Raw genomic sequence first — 20,956 nt, 5'->3', positions numbered from 1 at the left:
AGCATGGAGAATAAGGTTGCCCACGCTTCGGCATGTACATGTGTGCCGGTTGCTGCGAGTGCGGCACTGCGGCAAGAGAAAACGCTCGGACATAGATGACGGCAAATGATGCGGAGGCAAAATGCATATGAGAAAAACAAACGAAACTTACGATGTGGTCGTATGTGGCGGCGGGCTGGCGGGATTCTGCGCCGCCGTATCCGCGGCTCGGCATGGGGCGAAAACGTGTCTTGTGCAGGACCGGCCTGTTTTCGGAGGGAACAGTTCTTCGGAGATTCGCGTCACTCCTCACGGAGCGGCCGCTTTTCACGCCTATGCGCGGGAAAGCGGGATCGTATCGGAACTGCTCATTGAAGAGCGGGCGCGCAACCATGAGGAGATATTCGAGAACGGCTGGACGAACAGTGTTTGGGACATGACGATGTATGATATGGCGATGAATACGCCTAATCTGGTGTTTCATTTAAATACATCGATATTTGATGTCATAAAAGATGAGCGGCGGCATATCCAAGCGATCGTCGGACGGGTTGGCGGGGCCGAGACGGAAATCACGATTGCGGGTAAAGTGTTTATCGACTGCACGGGGGACGGCATTGTCGCCGATCTAGCCGGGTGCGAATGGCGGATGGGCTCGGAAGGGCGCAGCGAATTCAATGAATATCATGCTCCTGAGCTGGCGAGCAAAGATACGATGGGCAACTCGATTCATTTCCGCGCCCGGGATATGGGCAGGCCGGTCCCTTTTCGAGCGCCGGACTGGGCGGTTAAGCATGAAGACGCCAGTTATTTTTATGAGGACGGTCGGGAGCCGAAGGAGCTGCGCGGCGGGTATTGGTGGCTGGAAATCGGAGTGCCGTGGGATACGATTCACGACGCTGAAGATATACGCCATGAATTAACCCGTCACACGTTGGGCGTCTGGGATTGGATCAAAAACAAAGATCCGAAGCTGAGGGACAAAGCGGCCAATTTCGCGTTGGACTGGATCGGGCAGGTGCCGGGCAAACGGGAAAGCCGCCGCATTATGGGGCAATATTTGATGACCGAACACGACCCGGCGGGTCTCACTGTATTCCCTGACGAAATCGCCTTCGGCGGCTGGTTTCTCGACTTGCACACCCCGGGCGGGCTGCTTGCCGCGCACAGCGAGCCGGCTTCGGCGGAAAATTATACGCAGACAAGCGAATACGCGGTCAAAAGTTACTGCGGCCCTTACGGCATTCCGCTGCGCATATTGATTGCGAAGGATACCGACAATTTGATGATGGCAGGCCGCAATGTCAGTGTCACACATGCCGCGTTAGGCACGGTGCGGGTGATGAGCACAACCGCGCTTATGGGGCAGGCGGCGGGTATTGCCGCCTGGGAGGCGATCGAGCGGAACATCGCTGTAGCCAAGGTGCCCGAGCAGGAGCAGGCAGTCTTCGCGGTACAGCAGAAGCTGCTGCGGGACGGCTGTTTCCTGCCGAACTACCGCAACGAGGACCCTGCCGATTTGGCGCGCAGCGCCCGTGTCATGGCAAGCAGCGAGGCGCGCTGTTATGGACTGGGGCCGTTCAGCACGGGAGCCCACGAAGGGCTCAGCGTATGGCGCGATCAGAACCACCGCACCAAAGACGACCGGCTGCACACCGCAAGAAGCCAATGGATCGCCGTAGGCGTATCATCTTCGGCAGATGGGAACGCCGCCGGCGGAGCGGAAATCCGAAGCTTGTCGGTTTGCCTCAGCAGCCATGCGCCGGATGCGCAGACCCTTCGCGCGCGGATCGTGCCTGTGGATCACATCTGGGATTACCAGACCGACGCTTATCCTGCGCTTGCGGAAACAGAACTGCTTGTGCCGCCCGGTGACAATCAATGGATCGACTGGAAAGTTGAATTAACGGAGCAAAATGGGCTGGCCGCAGGCCGGTACGTCCGTTTGGAGCTGTCGGCCAATCCCGAAGTCGAATGGCATAAAGCGGGGGCGATTGAACCCGGGCACGTGGCGGCGATGGATATCGGCATGGGCCGGATGCGCCGGTACGATAACGGGGTGACGTTAAGCTTTAAGGTCGATCCGCCTCAAGCGTGTTATGGCGCATCCAACACGGTAAGCGGCGTGACCCGGCCGCATGCATATACCAATGTATGGAGATCCGATCCGCGGGAGCCGCTCGATCAGTGGCTGGAGCTGGAATGGGATGAGCCGCAGCGAATCGGTCAAGTGGAACTCACGTTTCCCGGACATTTGCTGCGCGAATACCACGCTTACAGCCCGTTCTACCGCGATGCGCAGTGTCCGAAGTCGTACAGCATTCAGATTTGGGAAGAGGGAAGATGGAGGACGCTGCATCAGGAGCCCGACAATTATCAGCGCCATCGGAGGCACCGTTTGGCTGAGCAAACGGCAACCACCCGTCTGCGAATCGCCGTTCACGCGACCAATGGAGATCCATCCGCCGCTATATATGAGGTTCGTTGTTATGAGTAATCGTTGAGCATTTGGTTTGAACGCCGCGTCTTGCCTGCCTTCTAAAAAATAGATGGCGGGTAAGGCGGCTTTCGCATTTTCCTTGGATGACTACGATAGAAGTGTTCCTTAACGTTAAAGAATTGATCTCTTTAGGGTACTCCTTGCTTGCAAAATTTCGTAGAATGGAGACATGGGAACAAATCTATTGAAACGGACTGGCAAATAGCTGAACAAAGGGATGGGCACGGGGCGGAAAAGCGCAAGCGGCCGCTTTTAAAATCTTGGCCCAACCGTGCTCTCATCATTCAAAGGGCCATGATTTTAATTGGCGGTTGGAGTCCCGTGCCCATCCCCTCACCATGCGCATAAGCAGCTCATCGCACCCAAAAGGAACGTCCGGCGAGTTTCCCGGAAGGTCTTTCTCAAGTAATGTAAAAAAGGAACATTTATACGGCGGGCTAGACATAAGGGGGGAACACCGTGTTTCAAGAACCGATCACCGTTCTTATAGTCGATGATGAAATTCCTATTCGTGAGCAGATGCGCACGTACCCGTGGGAATCGTGGGGTGCGGTGCTTATCGGCGAAGCCGAAGATGGCGAAGATGCATTGCAATTTTGCCGGGATTATCGGCCCGATCTAGTCATTACCGATATTACGATGCCGGTATTGGACGGCATGGAATTGTTGCGTGCGCTCAACCGCGATTATCCCCAGACGAAAGCGATGCTGCTGACCTGCCACAGCGATTTTCATTTCGCCAAGGAGGGCATCCAGCTTGGAGCTACGGATTATCTGGTCAAGGTGTCTTTCACCGAAGCGGAGCTGGAGCAGTCGATCCGGCGCGCGAGAGAGCACATCCGCCGACATAAAATTTACGCTTACGGCAGTGAAGAGCAGCAGAAATGGGAATTGGCCGGTCAACTGAACAAGCTGCTGCAGCAGCAGGACCGGGACGACGAGCAGTTACTGGCGCTGCTGGCGGCAGGTTATGCGGAAGGCAGTCAGCTTCCCGGCAATGGAGCGGGAGTTCCATTGTTACCCGGCCGGTTTTGCTGTGTGCACCTGGATGCAAAGCCCGCAGAGAAGCCGTTTGCCGATCGCGAGATTCAGCGATTGCTGGCTGAATATGCGCAAATGCATCCCGGTATGCGATTCCTGGCTGTACAGACCGGCGAATACGCGCTGCATTTTGTTGTAGAGAAGGCTGCCGAATCCGCCGACCCCTATGCGGAACAATACGTTCGCAGCATGGAGTCCTTGCTTGATTATTTGCGCAAATCGCTGGAGCAGAAGGCGCCGTATTTGTGCGGACAGGTGAGGCTGTCGGCATGGATCAGCCCTGTCTGCGAGACGCCGCAAGCTTACGTCACAGCTTTGGAAATGCTTCGGGGAGGGCTCAAGCCGTCTTTTTACTGGCAGCATTCCTTATGGCACGGAGCGCTTTGGTTGCTGAAACCGCTGGGGCAAGCGGAAGAGCAGCAGTTGGACGAATGGCTTGCCGGAGGGGAAAAGATGGGGGCTCAAGCCTTTTTGCAAGGAGAATTTATGGAAGCGCTATCGAGATGGCATTATGAACCGACGGAGCTCAAGCTGCATCTGGCCGGTGCGGTTTCCCGCTGGTTAAGGCGCGCGCGGATTACGCCGCCACGGGGATTGACGGAAAGCCTACTGCAAGCGCCTACTTTGCAGGAATGGATCGAGACGGCTGCCGGCGCCGCAGCTTCCGGAACGGTGAAACCGCCCGCCGCACAACGGGCCGAGGTGCTGCGAACCCGCAAGATGGTCGAGGAAAAGCTATCGGAGGCGATTACGCTCCAGTCTATCGCCAAAGAGGTTGGCCTAACGCCTCATTACCTTGGCAAACTGTTCCGCGACGAGGTGGGAGAGCCGTTTCAGGAATATGTAACCCGGCTGCGGATTGAGAAGTCGATTGAGCTGCTGCGTACGACCAACGATAAAATATATGAGGTTGCGAGCCGGGTCGGCATCACGAGTTACCGATATTTTTCGCTGATGTTCCGCCAATATACGGGGCAGACGCCGACCGAATTCAAGAGAGGTTGATCGGGGTTATGGGACGCTTGAGAGCTTGGATGGACCGGCGCGGGCTTGCTTTGAAATGGTTTCTCAGTTTATTTGTGCTGACTTCGATCCTGCTGGGAACGCTGGCTTGGAACAGTCTTCACGATGCGGAGAAGGTGCTGAAGCGCCAATATTTGTCGAGCACGGAAACGCTGAATGATAAAATTAACCATATCCTCGACATTTATGTAGACAATATCAAAACCACGCTGCGCCAGCTTTCCGTACGCCCTGAGCTGCTGCGCGGCAAAAGCGAAGCGGTTCCGGTGCTGCAATCCTACAGCGACTTAAGCCAAGGTTATGTCAAAACGTTTTATTGGATAGGTACGGATGGATCGATATACAGCAGCAAACAGCTGATTTACGAGTTGGTGGGCAACCCGCAGCTGCAGGAGCTTTACGATCTGGCTCGGGAAAAAAGCCGCGTTATCCAATGGACCGAACCATATGAATCGAAGTTGTCCGGAAAGACGGTCGCATTTGTACAGCCGGTATATGACGCGTCTCAGCGGTTTGTCGGCGTCCTGGCTGCGGAGATTGATCTCGATACGTTAAACAGCCGGCTGCTGCCGCTGCTGTCCGGTTATGACCGGACGTTTACCATCTTGACGGCACAGCAAAACGTGCTCAGCATTGAACAGGAATCGACATTAATCCCTTACAACGTTTATCCGAGGACGATGAGCGAGGCGTTTCGCGAGCAGTTGGCGAGCTTGCCGCAAGGAGTGAGCGCCGTAAGCGGACCGAAGGGCAAGATGACCGCCGTCAAATCGTTTGGCAACCGGATGGGCTGGAGTTTGATTACGCTGATCGACGAAAATTATTTTTACCGGGCGACAAGTGATTTGAGCGACAACTTAAAGCAGACGGCGTTGATCTGGTTTGCCATCCTGATCCTGGGCACATGGCTGATGACAAGGCGGCTCGTTTCGCCGATCCGTCTGCTTATTTCCAAGATGGACCGCGTGCACAATCTGGAATATCCTTCGGCGATTGCCGTCGGCCGCAGCGATGAAATCGGAAAGCTGGCACAAAGTTATAACGATATGATGAGCCGGATTTTTCAGCTTGTGCAGACGGTGAAAAGCATCGAGCAGGATAAAAAGGAATATGAGCTGAAAATGCTGCAAAGCCAGATAGGCCCGCATTTTCTGTACAACACGCTGGCGTGTATTTCCAGCTTATCCAAGCAGCAGCGTTTCGCCGAGGTGGATGAAACGATCCGCAGCTTGACCCATCTGCTTTCATTCAGCTTCGACAAAATCTCTGAATTTGTGACGCTTGAGCATGAACTCCAAGCGATTCGCGCTTACGCATACATTCAAACCATCCGGTACGGAAACCGCTTCGAGCTGGCCATTGAGGTGCCGAAGGAGCTGCTTGCGATGCAGGTGCTGAAGCTGTCGATCCAGCCGATCATCGAAAATGCCATATTTCACGGAATCATTCCGGCCAAAAGGAAGGGCAAAATCATCGTGCGCGCAACCAGGCGCAACCAGGAACTGCACATTGTCGTTTACGACAATGGAGCAGGGATGGACCGGGCCATGTCGCGCAGTGTATTGACGGACCGTTTTATTAAGAAGTTTTCCAGAGGGTTCAATCATGTCGGTTTGCAAAACGTTCATCATCGGATCGGGATTTATTCCGGTTCGAAGTACGGTCTGAAAATTACATCAAGCAAACGAAGGGGCACGATTGTCCGCATCATCGCGCCGATCCAATATGAACCTGCTGTCGTTTCGGAGGCAATCGGCTGAGTTCACAGTTATTGACTTTACTTATACGGAATGATACGTTTTGAGAAGTAGAAATTATTGGAATTCATCTGTTTTTTGCTCGGGCGAGAGATTGCAAAATCTCATTAAGCAAGGGAGAGGGATTTTTATGAAACTGGGTGTAAGCACTTACAGCTTGAGCCGTCTGATTCGTTCGGGGGAAATGAGCGTACTTGATGTGATTGAATGGATTGCTGAGAATGGCGGGGAGCATGTCGAGATCGTGCCGATCGGTTATGAGCTGGAAGGCAATGATGTTCTTGTTCAGTCGATTTGTCACAAGGCGGCGGAAACCGGTCTCGACATTTCCAATTATGCAATCGGAGCCCATTTTGCAGTTGACGATGAGGACGCTTTCCATAAGGAAATCGATCGAGTGAAGCAGCATGTCGATATTGCCGCGGCGCTTGGAGCCAAACGGATGCGTCATGATGTGGCTTCCCGGCCTCCGGCTGAGGCGACAACCGCAGCATTTATAAACGAGTTGGGCCGCTTGGCCGAAGCCTGCCGGCAAATTGCCGATTATGCGGCTTCATTGGGCATCGTCACCAGTGTGGAGAACCATGGCTATTACATCCAAGCCAGCGAACGTGTGCAAGCGCTCATTCATACGGTGAACCATCCCAATTTTAAAACGACGCTGGATATCGGCAACTTCTGGTGTGCGGATGAATGGCCGATCGTCGGGGTCCGCCGTAATCTGCCTATCGCATCGATGGTGCATCTGAAAGACTTTTACCGCCGCGGCGCGGACCGCCATCCCGGGGAAGGCTGGTTCCGCAGCGCAGGGGGCGATTATTTGCGGGGGGCGATTGTCGGACAAGGCGATATCGATATGCCGCAAATTATTCGCGTCATTAAACAATCCGGATATGACGGATATATATCGATCGAATTTGAAGGGCATGAAGATCCGCGGTTTGGCACCAAGGCAGGGCTGGACAACGCCAGGCGCATCTGGAATGAAGTCTGAGAATCCGCAATAATTTGAATAGCCGGAAAACGCAACTAATGTTCAACTCCGTACGTCTTTACATGAAAAGAGGGGCTTCAGCTAAACGTAAGCTTCTTCAATGAAGATCAGTAGACGGACGGTGATATGATGGTTTCTCGTTGGATTGCAGCAGCAGCTATCTGCACGGTAGTATTTGCTGCAGATGTGCCGTATCAAGCACATGCAGCCGGTCAGAAGGTCGGTACAGTAATCGATCAAGTGCTTTCCACCGACATTCAAGCTTTTGTGAACGGCCAAAAAATACCTTCCATGAACATTCGCGGTTATACCGCAGTGACGGCCGAAGATTTGCGTTCTTATGGATATGACGTCAGCTGGTCGCCTTATACAAGGCAGCTGCGTATCTCGGAGGCTGCGGGCCGGGATATAACCGGGAAGGTTGCTCCTGGCGAGCGGGCTGCGCTGCCCGTCGGCGCTAAGCTCAAAGATGTGTTGTATACCGACATCCAGTCCTTTTACGTAAAGGACGGTCAGGAGTTTCCTCTCCCCTCCTACAATATTGACGGCAGCACGGCGATCGTGTTGAACGATCTGGAGTCTTACGGGCGTCTGGACTGGGATGAGGCGAAACGAACGCTTTCGCTTCAATCCGAGAGCTTTCTTACCGGGAAGCAGCCGGATAACCCACAAGCGCAGCCGCAGGCTTTGCAATTGAAAACGACGTCGGCGGTGGCCAAAACGATTGATTTCCGTGATGGTACCATGTACGACGGAGAAGCCAAGGTCGGTTTTGGCGAAGACGGGTTGCCCTTTTTCTCGCTGGACTATTTCGGAAAAATGTTCGGTTATCAAATTTCCCGCAGCGGTAAAGTGTATACGATCGACGGAGGGTTGTACAGCTTCGAGGTCACACCGGGCAGCTTAACGGCAAAAACGTATTGGGGCGGCGAGCTGGATAATCAATTCGAATTGATTAGAGCCCCGCAGGTCAAGGACGGGCAGATCTATATTTATTCCATCGATATGGAGCGGCTGTTTGGCTATACGGCGCTTTGGAACCAAGAGGAGAGCAAACTTGATATTCGCTACGACCATTACGACGTACAGGATTATGGCCTGCCGGCCGTTGTAAGCGGAGATCGCTTGAAAGTGACGGGAACCTTGCTGGAGTCGACGATGCGGGGTTATACGACCAAACCGATAAGTTTAAGCCTTGACAATATGGGGCTGATTTATAATATGACAACGGCGGCGGCAGCGGGGCAGAAGATGCAGGATGACATGCACGTATCCTTGGCGGACTGCGACATTGCGCTAGCGCTTGGTCTGAACCGGATTAAGGAAACGCTGAAATCGGGCGAGCGGATTCTTTATAAATCGGCGTACGATGTTAGTACAGACTTCGCACAGTTTCCTTTCTCAGTCGATCTGGAAGGGTTCAAGCTGGATGGCGCTGCACAAGGACTTGTTCAAAGCGATTCCGCCGAGCCCGAATTTACGGGAACTTCCAAAGTCCCCTTCAACGTGCAGGTATTTAAATGGGATGAGCGGAGCGGCTATCTGCAGCCCACCCCCCAGCAGGAAATAAATCCCGACGAATCCGGCCGTTACGTCATGCCGCTGCACCTGACTCAAGGCCCCGGGTTATATAAGGTGAATGTATCCCTTTCGGAGTGGGTCACCACACCGAGGTCCGGCGCCATCAAAGCGTATTTCGATAAAGGTCATTTTTATGTGAAAGTGCCTTAACCAATCCGTTTTCAAAAGGAACGTCCGTTATCCGCTATTTCGCGGAAGGCGGGCGTTTTTTGTTTTCCATACGAGAGAGCCGGCGCTCCGTGAATATAGACATCTGCTTCGTTCCCGATTGAAAGTTGTGTACATATCGTATCGTATGTTGTTTACCAGGGTCCGTATGCAGTGCAGCTACAGGTGGAGGTACTCGTATGAAGGCAAATAAAATTTGTTTTATCACGTGTGTATCCGATTTGGTCCAATATCAGATGGCTTTGAATTATATGAAAGCATTGCAAATTCCCGAAGGCTACGAGATCGAATGGCAGCAAGTGTTTCATGCGGAAAGCATGACAGCCGGCTACAACCAGGCGATGAACCGGTCCGACGCCCGAATTAAGGTATATCTGCATCAAGATGTGTATATTCTCAATCCCCTTTTTCTCCATGAGATCGTGTCTTTATTTGCTGAGCATCCGTCGCTGGGGATGATCGGGGTGGTCGGCTCCAAGAGCATTCCGGATAACGGGATTTGGTGGGAAAGCCGGCACAAATACGGGATGGTGTACGAAAGCCGAGTGAACGGCCAAACGACTCTGTTAAATTTCAATGAGGTCGCAGAAGATTACGAAAGTGTTCAAGCAATTGACGGTTTGCTGATGGTCACAACAGTTGATCTGCCATGGAGGAAAGATTTGCTGAAGGGCTGGCATTTTTACGATGTTTCGCAAAGCTTCGAATTCGTCAAAGCGGGATACGAGGTCGGAGTTATAAAGCAGCTCTCGCCGGTTTGTCTCCATCATTGCGGTGTTTCCGATCTGACGGGTTATGAGGAGAACCGGCGGATCTTTCTTAAGCATTATATGAACCCGCCGGGTTCGGAGCCGAACCATGCCGCTGCAATGAAGTGGAGCTTCGGCCAGCCGGTTTTTGCTTATGAGCGGGATGATCCGAATATTGTCCAACGCTCCGCTTGGGTCGGCCATCGGTATTTTGCCTATGATTTGATACGCAATGTGAAGCCGCGGGTCGTTGTCGAATTGGGCACGCATATGGGGCTTTCGTTTTTCAGCTTTTGCCAAGCGGTTGTGGACTGCTCAACCGGTACGAAGTGTTATGCCGTCGATTCCTGGGTAGGCGATTCTCATACGGGCGGGTATGAAGAGGCGGTCTACGAAACGGTATCCCGTGTGGCCAAAGCATATTATGCTCCAGCAGCCGAACTGCTGCGGGGGACGTTTGACGAGGCGCTGAGCCAATTTGCCGATCAATCCGTCGATGTGCTGCATATCGACGGCTATCATACGTACGAAGCGGCCGCCCACGATTTTTATACTTGGCTCCCCAAGATGGCCGATAACGGCATCGTATTGTTCCATGACATTAACGTACGGATCGGAAACTTCGGTGTATACAGGTTATGGGAAGAGCTGCGCCGGCAGTACCCGGGTTTGGCCTTCGATCAATCCCATGGGCTGGGCGTGCTGTTTCCTAAAGGCTGCTCCGAGCTGCTGCAGGATATGCTGCTTCACGAAAAAGAGCTGAAGATGAGGTACCGGTGAGGTTCCTGATCTTCAGCTCTTTATTTTTGCCCGTAGCCCAATGTTACGCTTCTGCGGCCAACTTCTTGTATTTCTCCACGTATTTCACAACGGTCAGCACGAAGGTGGCATGGGACCAGGTCAGCGGCGCCACAGATACAGGTCCTCCGTCGAACGGGTCAAGCTGCTCGGGCAACACGCCGCTTTCCATCGCATGCCGTTCCGCCCACTCGAGGGTGCGGCGCGGCGACTCCAGATCGGCGATCGTTTTGGCGGATTCAATCTCCCATTCCGCCACCCAGAGGGTACAGATGATCCAAGGATTTCCCGGTACCTTCTCAATATCGGAGGAACGTTGAAAATAATAATCATGATGATAACGGGCCACGCCGCCGACTTCCGTTTTGATCGAAAGCCTATCGCGATTGGCCTGCATCGTACGGACAACACGGTCATCATCCGCCGGCAGCACGCCAAATTCGAATATGCCGTAGACGCTGCTCTCCAGTGTCTTGTCTTTGACCCATTTGCCATTGTCCATATACAGCCCGCGAACAAAACGGCCTTCCTCTTCATCCCATAGATGCTTCAAAATGCCGGACTTGATTTTCTCCGCCGTATGACGGTAGCGGTTGCTGCGTTCGTCGTCGCCAAACAAGCTGCAGAAGTTGGAGGCGGCAATCAGACCGCCGTAAACCGCGGAGGCGGTAAAGGTGAATATGCCGTAACGTTCCTCCCATAAGTCATAACTTGGTTTCGGCAAGTTCAGATCGTGCTCGATGTAACTTGACATAAACCGGGCCGCTCCGCGAACGAGGCTGCCGTACAGCGATTGCGGCAGCTCGATATCGCCGTGTCGCTGGAAATCCTGCCACAAGGCAAACAGCACCAGCGCCGTCTCGTCTTCTTGAATCGGCAGCTGAATTTTGCCTTGATGCAGATAAGGGTGCCAGCTTGAACCGACGGTTCCATCCGGGTTATATTTATGATGCAGGTAACCTTCGGGAGACATGACCCTTTCGCAAAATTTAAAAAATGGGGTAATCATGCCCTGGTATCCGGCCATGGTCATCGCATAGGCGATCAAAGCGCCGTCGCGCGGCCACATGTAGCTGTAATGATCGCGGTTGGATTGCATGATGTCGGAATCGTTGGCCGCAATGATCGCGCCGCCTACGTCGGTTTGCGTGCGAACCAGCAGCAAGCTTTTTTTATAAAGACTGATGATCTTATCGTTTAAATCGGCATAACTCGATTCGGACTTATTAACCCAGCGCTGCCAATATATTTTGACTCTGTCGATCAATTTTCCCGGATGACTGTCTCTGACATATTGGTCAAGCTTCTTGACCTCTTCGAGATTTTTGCCGGCGCTCATCCAGTAATACATCGTTTGGCCGGATTGCGGCGGAACGTAAAGCCGGAAGCTGATCGTGCTGTCGACGGAGCCCTGGGCAATCGGATTGCCCATCAGATGGCCGTCTTCCGCGTCTCTCCAAGTGCCTTCGGCGTTGGAGAAACGTTTGACACCACTCGTATACTCGAAGATGCCTTCCGAGCCAGTACTGCCGTTGAACATGAAGTACCTGTCTTTTTTATAATGAAATACAGTGTGGTTCACCGGATAATAAGCGGCTGTATCGCCGACTTCCGTCTCGTTGATGACCATATCCTGATTGAAGAACAAGCGCACTTCGCGGACATTATCCCAATGATTCGTGATGAGGATCCGCTTTAAATAGATGCTTTCCCGCTGATGAATGCCATCGTTGATGAGCAAAGTGATGCCCAGATGGTCATGGGTCGCTTTCACCTCGGTGATGAGCGAATCTTCAGCGTAAGCAAGTTCAAAACGCCACTCGCCGTCGGAAAGCCAGGAGAATTGACCGTCAATCCAGATGCCGATACGGCATTGGTAGCCACCAACATGGTTAAGTTGTCCTACATACGGATAATACAGATCGCGTATACACGTATACTGATCCAGATTAATGAGAAACTTGCCGTTTCCGATAACGAGATGCCTTGGCAATACATTTCACTCCCTATTATTTATGTTAGCCAGTATGGCTTCTTAAATGATTGTCAGGCATTTCATATGAAATTGTCGTTGGCTGTAGGTTAATATGTTAGTGTGGGCAGTCAAGTTCAATGCGGCAAATTGCAGGTGGTTGTGTAGCGCAAATCGGGTGAAAACTTGTTATACTGTATAGAGTACTCGTTTCCATAATTTTTGGCAACGGTTTTTGAGTGGGCATTTCCAAAAAAAACCTAGCAACTTAAAATGAAAAACTGCGTCTAAGACATTGGGGAGTATTAAACCTTGGGGGGATAATCATGAGTTTTTGTTGTGGAGCCAGTATGATCGGCACGAAGGGCACATTGAAGCATATTCGAACCCAAATTCATAACGTACCATTATTATTCTGCCCGGTTTGTCATCGTGTGGAAGTTCACCATCTGGTTGAAAATGAATACGAAATTTTAGCCGAATACGCTCACGGGGATGGAGCCCGTGAAGTGGATTTTCAAGAATACGTCGAGCAGCGGGATGAAAAGGAGCTTTTCGAAAATTGCGTCAATCATGATAACGAGGACGCGATGGACGTCGTTCAAAGCCAAATCGACATGTCGCTTGATCTGCTTATGCTTGCCAAGGAATGGAACGATACCGCCTGGGAAGAACAATTGAAAACGCGCCTGCAAATGCTAAGTCGGCGCCGCAGCAAGCTAAAGGCGAAAAAAACGTCGAAAAATGCGATGTAATTTTGGATAAGCTGGGTGTGCGTCTTCTTCGCCGAAGACGTTTTTTTGTTAAAGCAAAAAGAATTCTTTCCTATAGTCCTATATACCCCCGAAAACGGTGCCTTGGGCCCGAAATTTAAGTAGTGTGAGGTGGAACGGTTGCTACTGGTTTTGTTTAAGAAATTTCTGGGGAAACGCCAGTCAGACCACCCTGTAACAACGGATTCGCAAACACCTGAGCAGCAAGTGATTCGGATTCAAGAGGGTGATACGCGTCTGCGTAATCAGTTTATTACCGATTACCAGCCATATGTAGCCAAAGTGACGAGCCGGTTTTGCAAAAGATACATCGATCCCGCCCGGGATGACGAATTCAGTGTCGCGCTTGGCGCATTTAATGAGGCGATCAACCAATTCTCACCCCAAGCCGGACGTTCCTTTCTTGGCTTTGCCGAGCAGGTCATCCGCAGGCGTCTGATTGATTATGTGCGCAAAGAGCAGCGTCATCAGCAGCAAATTCCTTACAGTTCATTTGAGGTGGAGGATGAGGAAGACAATGTAATTAATCCTGTCGAGATTCACCAGGCAGTTGAGCAATATGAGAAGCAGAAAGGAATGGAGGAACGCCGCGGAGAAATCATTGATTTAAACCGGTGCCTTTCCGATTTTGGGATTTCGTTCTCCGATTTGGCGGATGCTTCTCCTAAGCACACGGATTCTCGTTTGACATTGTTTCATATCGGCAAAGTACTGTCCGGAGATCCTGCTCTGATGAGAATCATGCTGAGCAAGCGGATGCTGCCGATTAAGGAACTGCAAGGAAAAGTGGAGGTGTCGCGTAAAACGTTGGAGCGCAACCGTAAGTTTATTATTGCCACTGCACTTATTTTTATAGGCCCATATCCGTATCTTCGCGATTATTTACATATTGACGAAGCAAGATCTTATGCAGCGGCGACGTCAGAAGGGGGGGACAACGAATAATGAATAAAGGGGTTGTCATGGAGATTACAGATAAACATATTATCGTCATGACGCCGGAAGGACAATTCGAGAAATTGGCTCGGAAGAAACGGCAATGCGATATCGGTGAGGAGATCGTATTTGCCAGTACGAGCATCAATTGGAGGAGTCCTTCCGTGGCCGGCAAGTCGGCATTGGCCGCGGCAGTTGTGTTCTGCCTGGTCTTGTTCGGCAGCTTCGCCGGTAAACTGGGAACCCCAGATGTAGTTGCTTATGTGTCGATGGACATTAACCCGAGTGTGGAACTCGGTATCGACGACATGGAGAACGTCATCGAGCTGAGAGGCTTGAACCAAGATGGCGCGGAATTAATTCAGGCAGTCGAGTTTAAGAATAAGAAGCTGGAGGATGTAACCGGCACACTGCTCGACAAAGCGGAACAAAAATCGCTCGCAAAAGGTGAAGGGGAAATCGTCATTGCCAGTACGACGGTTAAGGAGCAAGCAAAAGTAAGCGATGTTGCCATCGCACAAAGACTAAAGCAGCAAGTCGAAAGCCATATTAAGACCACTCATCCGGACCGTTCCGAAGACTATCAGGTGACTGCTTTTGCGGCGCCTCAGGAAATTCGCGATACGGCCAGTCAGAACGGCTTGTCGATGGGGAAATACGCCGTGTACTTAAACGCCAAAAACAATGGCGCCGAGGTGACGGTGGATGACTTCAAGAAGGAATCCGTACTGCAGATCGCTAAGGAAAAAGGGGCCGAGAATGTAGTGACTCCGTCGGCGCCGCCTAGCAAGGCTGCTATGAAGCAGCTGATGGCCGAAGAAAAATCGGGCAAACTCGACAAAAAGGTCGAAGAAGCCAAAAAAGAACGGGAAAAGAATAATACAAATAAAAACAACACGAATACCAAACAAACCGGCGGTACAAACACCAATCAACATAACGGAAGCAATAACACTAACAGCAACAATAAAAATGACGGAAAAACCAACACCGGGACATCGGGAGCAACGCAAGGAAAACCGGCTGTCAACGGAGCGGGCGGAACTAATCAGCAGGGTAATAAGACCCAGACGCCTGCAACAAAGCCCGGTAACCAGGACAACAAGAAAGACGATCCGAAAAAGGACGACAACAAGAAAGACGATAACAAGAAAGACGACAACAAGAAAGACGATAACAAAAAGGACGATAACAAGAAAGACGATAACAAAAAGGATGACCCGCGGAAGGATGATCCCAAAAAGGATGATTCCAAGCGGGACGATCCGCGTAAAAACGATCCGAAAAAAGAAGACGACAACAAGAAGCAGGACGACAAAAAGCAAGATACGCATAAGCAGGACGACGATAAAAAAAACGACAACAAGAAAGACGATAATAACAGCAAAAACGACAAAAATGATAACGGCAAAAACGATAACGACAGCAAGAGCAACAACAAGGGCAACAACAAGAAGGATGACAGCACCACAAAAGATGACAATCGCAAGGACGATAACCGCAAGGACAACGACAACAAAAAAGACGATAACAAAAAGGACGACTCCAAGAAGCAGGACGATGATAAGAAAAGGTAACCCAAACGTAACGTTTTTATAGCTTTAACGGGGATGTCCCGGAAATTAATCGGACATACCCCGTTTTTTTTAACCAAAGCGGGGTTACTGATATTTACTTTTCTGTTTATTTTGACTATTCTTTTAATAGAATAATAGCCTTGAAAACGGGAAGGCGGAGCTCCACCGGGAGAGGAGTTCAGAAAGTGTTGGATGTCAAAAAACAGTATGTACGTGCTTTGACCGATTATGTCGTGCAAAGCGGAAGCGATGACAGCTATCCCTACACTTCATCGTTGAAGGATTATTTGCAGGACATGCTTCCGGAAGAATTGACCGCCCTTCATGAGGAATGTATGCGTATTCTGATTGCCAATGTCGATTCTACCGATGCGTTGTCGTATTATCACCGCTCTTTTGTGTTTCTCATTGAACTGATGGACATGTGCCGGAAGAGCAAAGTATCCGATTCGGGCAACGACCTGTTGAACGAGCTGCGGGAGATGCTGCGGTCAACGCAAATATCTTTTCGCAATGTAAAAAACAAATACGAGAATGTGCTGCAGCACATGGATAGCGGGATCGCGCTGTTTGACAACGAAGGATTTATTTCCTTCGTTAATATCAAGTTCAGCCAAATGATCGGAGCTCCCCGCAAATCGCTGCTCGCTCAAGACATTCGTGGATTGCTCAAAAACCGTCAGCTCAAGCCTTCAACCAGACGGCTGATCGGCCGTTTGTTCCAGGAGATGATTTATTACCGGACCCCGTTTAAAGAACTGATCGACGAGAACGGGAGGCATCTGCTTATTACGGTTACATATGGCGATGAATTTGACGGCGATACGCTGATCAGCGTAAAAGATGTGACGGAGTTCAGAAGAATTGAGCAATCCGCCTACTATAACGATAAATTGGCGATGCTCGGTAAGATTGCCGCCGCTATCGCCCATGAAATTCGCAATCCGCTGACTTCGATTCGCGGTTTTATCCAACTGCTGCGTCCGGATTTGGCGCAGCTTGGCAAAGAAGAATATGCCAAGATCATTTTGCAGGAAATTAACCGGGCGAATGAAATTATTAATGAGTTTCTGAACTCGTCCAAGCCTACCGCTCCGGTCAAGGAAAATATTCAGGTCGCCGCGCTGGTGAAGGAAGTCTCCTTGCTGTACGAAAGCGAGGCGCTGCTGAACGGGTGCATGATCGAATCGGGAGGCATCAATCCTGATATTTTTATTTCTATCGATGTCAAACAGATCAAGCAAGTATTGCTGAATATCGTGAAAAACGCAATGGAAGCGCTTAAAACACGGAGTCGGGATCAGCAAGGTTTTATTCGCATCACGGCTTATCTGAATGACGGGAAAGTATCCATTATGATAAGCGACAATGGGGAAGGCGTGGAGCCCGGGGTCCTATCCCGGCTGTTTGATCCCTTCTTCAGCACGAAAGCGGAAGGAACCGGGCTTGGCTTATCCGTCAGCTATCGGATTATCAAAAACCACGGCGGCACGATTCAGGTCGAAAGCAAGCTGCACGAAGGCACGACATTTATCGTTCACCTGCCGGTGGGCTAGTAAAATTTATTCCTTTTTACAGGCAGATGGCTTATAATGAAGGAAGTTCAAGGTGGGAATCAGTTCGGAAGGCGCATAGCCGCTGACGTGCGTTCACGCCTTTTTTGTTGTCATGGGATGGCGCGAGGAGGAGAAACAGATGAGGTACAGCTTATTCGGAAAGACCGGTTATAACGTGTCTTCACTAGGGTTCGGGGCAATGAATTTGCCGGGCGTCCCATTGGAGCAAGCTCGCGAAGCGCTAAATTACGCGCTGGACCACGGGATCAACTACATTGATACCGCCGCGGCTTACCGCAACAGCGAAGAAATTATCGGAGAAACAATCTCGCATCGCCGGTCGGAATATTTTCTGGCCACCAAGACGAATAAGCGTGATTATAAGACGGCCAAGGAAGAAATAGAACGCAGCTTGGAACGGATGAAGACGGATACCATCGATTTGCTGCAAATCCATTACGTTAACTTTGTTAAAGATTATAAGCAGGCAATGGGCGAGGACGGGGCTTATCTTGCCGCTCTGGAAGCCAAACGGGCCGGTAAAATCCGCTTTATCGGCATTACGGGACATCGGCCTGAATTGCTTGCCAGATGGGTCAGCAAAGGCGACTTCGATCAAGTATTGTTTCACTTGAATCTTGCGCAGCCGTTTGCTCTTGAGGAGTTGATTCCGGAAGCGACGCGGCAGCATATGGGAAAAGTAGCGATGAAGCCGCTGTCGGGAGGATTTATTCAACCGGTCGATAAGGCGATCCGATATCCGTACAGTCAGGACGTCAATGTGATTATTTCCGGTATGGTCAGTGTGGACGAGGTAAAGGAAAACATCGCGGCTATGGAGCGGGAAGTAGGCGATCTGGAGCGCGCGGAGCTGGAACAGCTGGCCCACAAGTTAGGGGAGCACAACTGCCGCCGCTGCAATTATTGCTCTTGTCCGCTTGATATTAAAATTCCCGATGTGATGATCACCAGCAAAATCAGGGACCATTTCGGTTTGCTGCCAAAAGGCAATGGATTTTACGAACGGTTACAGGACAAAATAGTCGCATGCGCCGACTATGAACCGTGCCGTGAGAAACCTCTGTGTGAGCAGGAATGCCCGTATCATCTGCCGATGGCATCGGTCATCCGCAAGTCGATTGCTTATACGGGATAATTTCAGTAGTCGGCTGCATGGCGGTGCTTTCCTATAAGAGAAAGGAAAGTTTAACGATAAACTTTCTTACATATGATGGTTTGGAGGGCTTCTATGCCGGTAAGAACTAATGCCGTTTCACTTGTTATTGCGGAAGCTGGGGATACACTCCAAGCGGATGCTTTGATCCTTTACATGGATAAAGAGTCTGTTCATCAAGGTACCGGATTGCATCCGGGGCTTGATGAGGAGCTCGCGCGGCTGAGGGAGCGCGGGCTGTTTACCGGCGAAGCCGGGCAGACGGAACTGCTGCCCGGCTTCGGGCTTTGCGGCGCGGGCGGCGGCGTGCTGCTCGCCGGCCTAGGTGTTGACGCAGCGTCGCCGCTGGCGTGGCGCGCTGCGTCCGTGTATGCCGCGCGCGCATTGCTCGCGCGGAAGCTGACGCGCGCCGCCGCGAAGCTCGCGGCTGGCGGCGGCGCAGTGCCATGGCGCGACCGTGCGCGGGCGGTCGCGGAAGGGCTGCTGCTGGGCGGATACCGGATGCCGGTATTCCGCCTGCAGAAGGATGACGCCGCCGAGCTGCGCGAGGCTGCGCTGCTTGTGCCGCCGGGCGATGCTGCGGCTCGCCGCGCGGCGGAAGACGGCCTGCACGACGCGGTGGCGTTTGCGGAGGGCATCATCTATGCGCGCGACCTGACCAACCTGCCCGGCAACATGCTGCTGCCGGAGGGGCTGGCTCAGGAGGCGCGCGCGCTGGCGGCGCAGCACGGGCTGGAATGCACCGTGCTGGACGAACAAGAGCTTGCCGCCCTGGGAATGGGCGGACTCGCCGCCGTCGGGCGGGGCAGCGCCAATCCGCCGCGGATGATCGCCTTGCGTTATCAGGGCCGGGCCGAGTGGAACGGCGTCATCGGCCTCGTCGGCAAAGGCGTCACCTTCGATACCGGCGGAATCTCCTTAAAGAAAGCGGAAGGCATGGAAGAGATGATCAGCGACATGGGCGGAGCCGCTGTGCTGCTGGGCGCCTTGCATACGCTTTGCCTGTTGCGGCCTGCGGTGAATGTGGTCGTTGTTATTCCCGCCGCGGAAAATATGCCTTCAGGGGATGCGATGAGACCGGGCGACGTCATTACATCGCTCAGCGGCCATACCATCGAGGTATTAAACACCGATGCTGAGGGCCGCGTGGTGCTGGCTGACGGTATGACATACGCTAAACAGCTGGGGGCGGAAAAGCTGATCGATGTTGCTACGTTGACCGGCGCGGTACTGGTGGCGCTTGGTGATGTGGCCACCGGCGCGATTGCCAACGACGAAGCGTTCCTTGGCGAATTGCTTGCCGCGGCAAACAAAGCCGGCGAGAAAGTATGGGCTTTTCCGAATTACCCGGAGTACCAAGAGATGCTGAAAAGCTCGGTGGCGGACATCAAAAATGCCACCTCGCACCGGTGGGCGGGCAGCATTGCAGGAGGATTGTTTATCGGTTTTTTTGCCGGGAATACGCCTTGGATTCACTTCGATACGGGCGGTACCGCTTGGCTGTGGGATGAAAAAGGCACGGAGCCGAAAGGCGGTACGGGTGCTCTCGTGAGAACGATCGCGGAGTGGATTCTGGAGAGTGCGGAGCAGCAAACAGTTGCTTCTATATAAATTGAACAAATGACTTGGAAGCCCGTTCCGTTCCGAAAAGGGATTATTTTGCCGTTTCAGACAGCTTGTCCACTGCAGTCCTGGAAGTTCTTTTGTTCAACTTATCTAGCTGAGCGCTGTATCTGCTCAGCTAGATTGGTTAAAAACGTCTATTGTTCCGCGGTTGCATTCGCGAAAGTGCGGTTCAAGCCTCGACGCCGCGGTTGTGCGAAGCGGCTTTGGCCGGCAGACGTCTCGCAATTTCTTCTACGTCCGAGGCATTTAAGATCAGGCGGGAAATCTCGTCGGTTGTGTAAGACACGCCTTGGGTGCGTTGAACGAGATTGGCGAGCTGGATGCCGACCCAGCCTTGTTTGCGCGGGTGAGCAATCAGGTCAAATCGGAGCACCGGGGCGGAAACGGCATTCGCTTCGGCCCCGGGCGCTGCCAGTGCAGGCATGATATCGTCGGTGTTGAAGTACAGCCGGCGTTTGTGCCATGCCACATATCCAGGCGAAAAAGCGATCGTAATGCGCCCTGTGCCGGATTCGTCCGTTGTTCCTGTTATAGAAACGCCGCCGGCTTGTTTGCCTTGCTTGCCGGAACGTATAAACTGGCTGGTCCGGATATCCGGCAGCACAGGCACGATAAACAGCGGCACGGCGCTTGCGGCATACAGCATGTAGGTGGATTCCATGTAGATGGCAAGCCCGATCAAACCGAGAAAAACAAGAACCGATAATAGCAATAAAATCCGGGTTGTCTTTGAAGTCATTTTTATCCCCCAA

At 52.0% G+C, this 20,956-nt stretch carries 14 protein-coding genes and 1 pseudogene; 13 read left to right on the top strand and 2 right to left on the bottom strand.

Annotated features, from left to right (window positions below):
• Positions 1–127 precede the first annotated feature (127 nt).
• The 7 genes and pseudogenes from EYB31_RS33210 (at position 128) to EYB31_RS41075 (ending at position 10,572) form a co-directional block, all read left to right on the top strand.
• Complete coding sequence (locus EYB31_RS33210) at positions 128–2,476, top strand: FAD-dependent oxidoreductase (protein ID WP_131017876.1); 2,349 nt, start codon at positions 128–130, stop codon at positions 2,474–2,476.
• Between the two features lie 462 nt (positions 2,477–2,938).
• Positions 2,939–4,525: a response regulator gene (locus EYB31_RS33205; protein ID WP_131017874.1), complete on the top strand. Its 1,587-nt coding sequence runs from the start codon at positions 2,939–2,941 to the stop codon at positions 4,523–4,525.
• Positions 4,526–4,542: 17 nt separating this feature from the next.
• Entirely contained in the window at positions 4,543–6,303 is a 1,761-nt protein-coding gene (locus EYB31_RS33200; protein ID WP_165452746.1) for a cache domain-containing sensor histidine kinase, read from the top strand.
• 127 nt (positions 6,304–6,430) lie between these two features.
• Positions 6,431–7,294, top strand: a complete 864-nt coding sequence (locus EYB31_RS33195; RefSeq protein WP_131017870.1) for a sugar phosphate isomerase/epimerase family protein — start codon at positions 6,431–6,433, stop codon at positions 7,292–7,294.
• Between the two features lie 126 nt (positions 7,295–7,420).
• Positions 7,421–9,025 (top strand): hypothetical protein, encoded by a 1,605-nt coding sequence (locus tag EYB31_RS33190; protein ID WP_131017869.1) that lies wholly within the window; start codon positions 7,421–7,423, stop codon positions 9,023–9,025.
• A 197-nt stretch (positions 9,026–9,222) separates the two neighbouring features.
• A pseudogene (locus EYB31_RS41080) lies at positions 9,223–9,861 on the top strand (glycosyltransferase family protein); the annotation flags it as partial.
• A gap of 51 nt (positions 9,862–9,912) precedes the next feature.
• Entirely contained in the window at positions 9,913–10,572 is a 660-nt protein-coding gene (locus tag EYB31_RS41075) for a class I SAM-dependent methyltransferase (protein ID WP_240763137.1), read from the top strand.
• A gap of 43 nt (positions 10,573–10,615) precedes the next feature.
• On the opposite strand, the gene EYB31_RS33180 is transcribed toward EYB31_RS41075, so the two are convergent.
• Positions 10,616–12,583, bottom strand: coding sequence for a glycoside hydrolase family 15 protein (locus EYB31_RS33180; protein ID WP_131017865.1), 1,968 nt, complete (start codon positions 12,581–12,583; stop codon positions 10,616–10,618).
• Positions 12,584–12,888: 305 nt separating this feature from the next.
• Between EYB31_RS33180 and EYB31_RS33175 the strand changes: the two genes are divergently transcribed.
• The 6 genes from EYB31_RS33175 to EYB31_RS33150 all read left to right on the top strand — a co-directional run bounded on the left by EYB31_RS33175 (position 12,889) and on the right by EYB31_RS33150 (position 20,189).
• Positions 12,889–13,317, top strand: coding sequence for a hypothetical protein (locus tag EYB31_RS33175; RefSeq protein WP_131017863.1), 429 nt, complete (start codon positions 12,889–12,891; stop codon positions 13,315–13,317).
• A 138-nt stretch (positions 13,318–13,455) separates the two neighbouring features.
• Positions 13,456–14,280 (top strand): RNA polymerase sigma factor SigI, encoded by an 825-nt coding sequence (gene sigI / locus EYB31_RS33170; protein ID WP_131017892.1) that lies wholly within the window; start codon positions 13,456–13,458, stop codon positions 14,278–14,280.
• Positions 14,280–15,848 (top strand): anti-sigma factor domain-containing protein, encoded by a 1,569-nt coding sequence (locus EYB31_RS33165; RefSeq protein WP_131017861.1) that lies wholly within the window; start codon positions 14,280–14,282, stop codon positions 15,846–15,848. Before sigI ends, EYB31_RS33165 begins: the two co-directional genes overlap by 1 nt.
• 185 nt (positions 15,849–16,033) lie before the next feature.
• Positions 16,034–17,404, top strand: a complete 1,371-nt coding sequence (locus EYB31_RS33160) for an ATP-binding protein (protein ID WP_131017859.1) — start codon at positions 16,034–16,036, stop codon at positions 17,402–17,404.
• 139 nt (positions 17,405–17,543) lie between these two features.
• Complete coding sequence (locus tag EYB31_RS33155) at positions 17,544–18,560, top strand: aldo/keto reductase (protein ID WP_131017857.1); 1,017 nt, start codon at positions 17,544–17,546, stop codon at positions 18,558–18,560.
• A gap of 93 nt (positions 18,561–18,653) precedes the next feature.
• Positions 18,654–20,189 carry a leucyl aminopeptidase gene (locus tag EYB31_RS33150; protein ID WP_131017855.1) on the top strand — a complete coding sequence of 512 codons (1,536 nt, stop codon included), beginning with the start codon at positions 18,654–18,656 and terminating at the stop codon, positions 20,187–20,189.
• Positions 20,190–20,373: 184 nt separating this feature from the next.
• On the opposite strand, the gene EYB31_RS33145 is transcribed toward EYB31_RS33150, so the two are convergent.
• Entirely contained in the window at positions 20,374–20,943 is a 570-nt protein-coding gene (locus EYB31_RS33145) for a hypothetical protein (protein ID WP_131017853.1), read from the bottom strand.
• Positions 20,944–20,956 lie beyond the last annotated feature (13 nt).

It is taken from the genome of Paenibacillus thalictri, from assembly GCF_004307995.1.
GTDB lineage: Bacteria > Bacillota > Bacilli > Paenibacillales > NBRC-103111 > Paenibacillus_AF > Paenibacillus_AF thalictri.
This window is presented reverse-complemented; position numbering and strand designations above follow the sequence as displayed.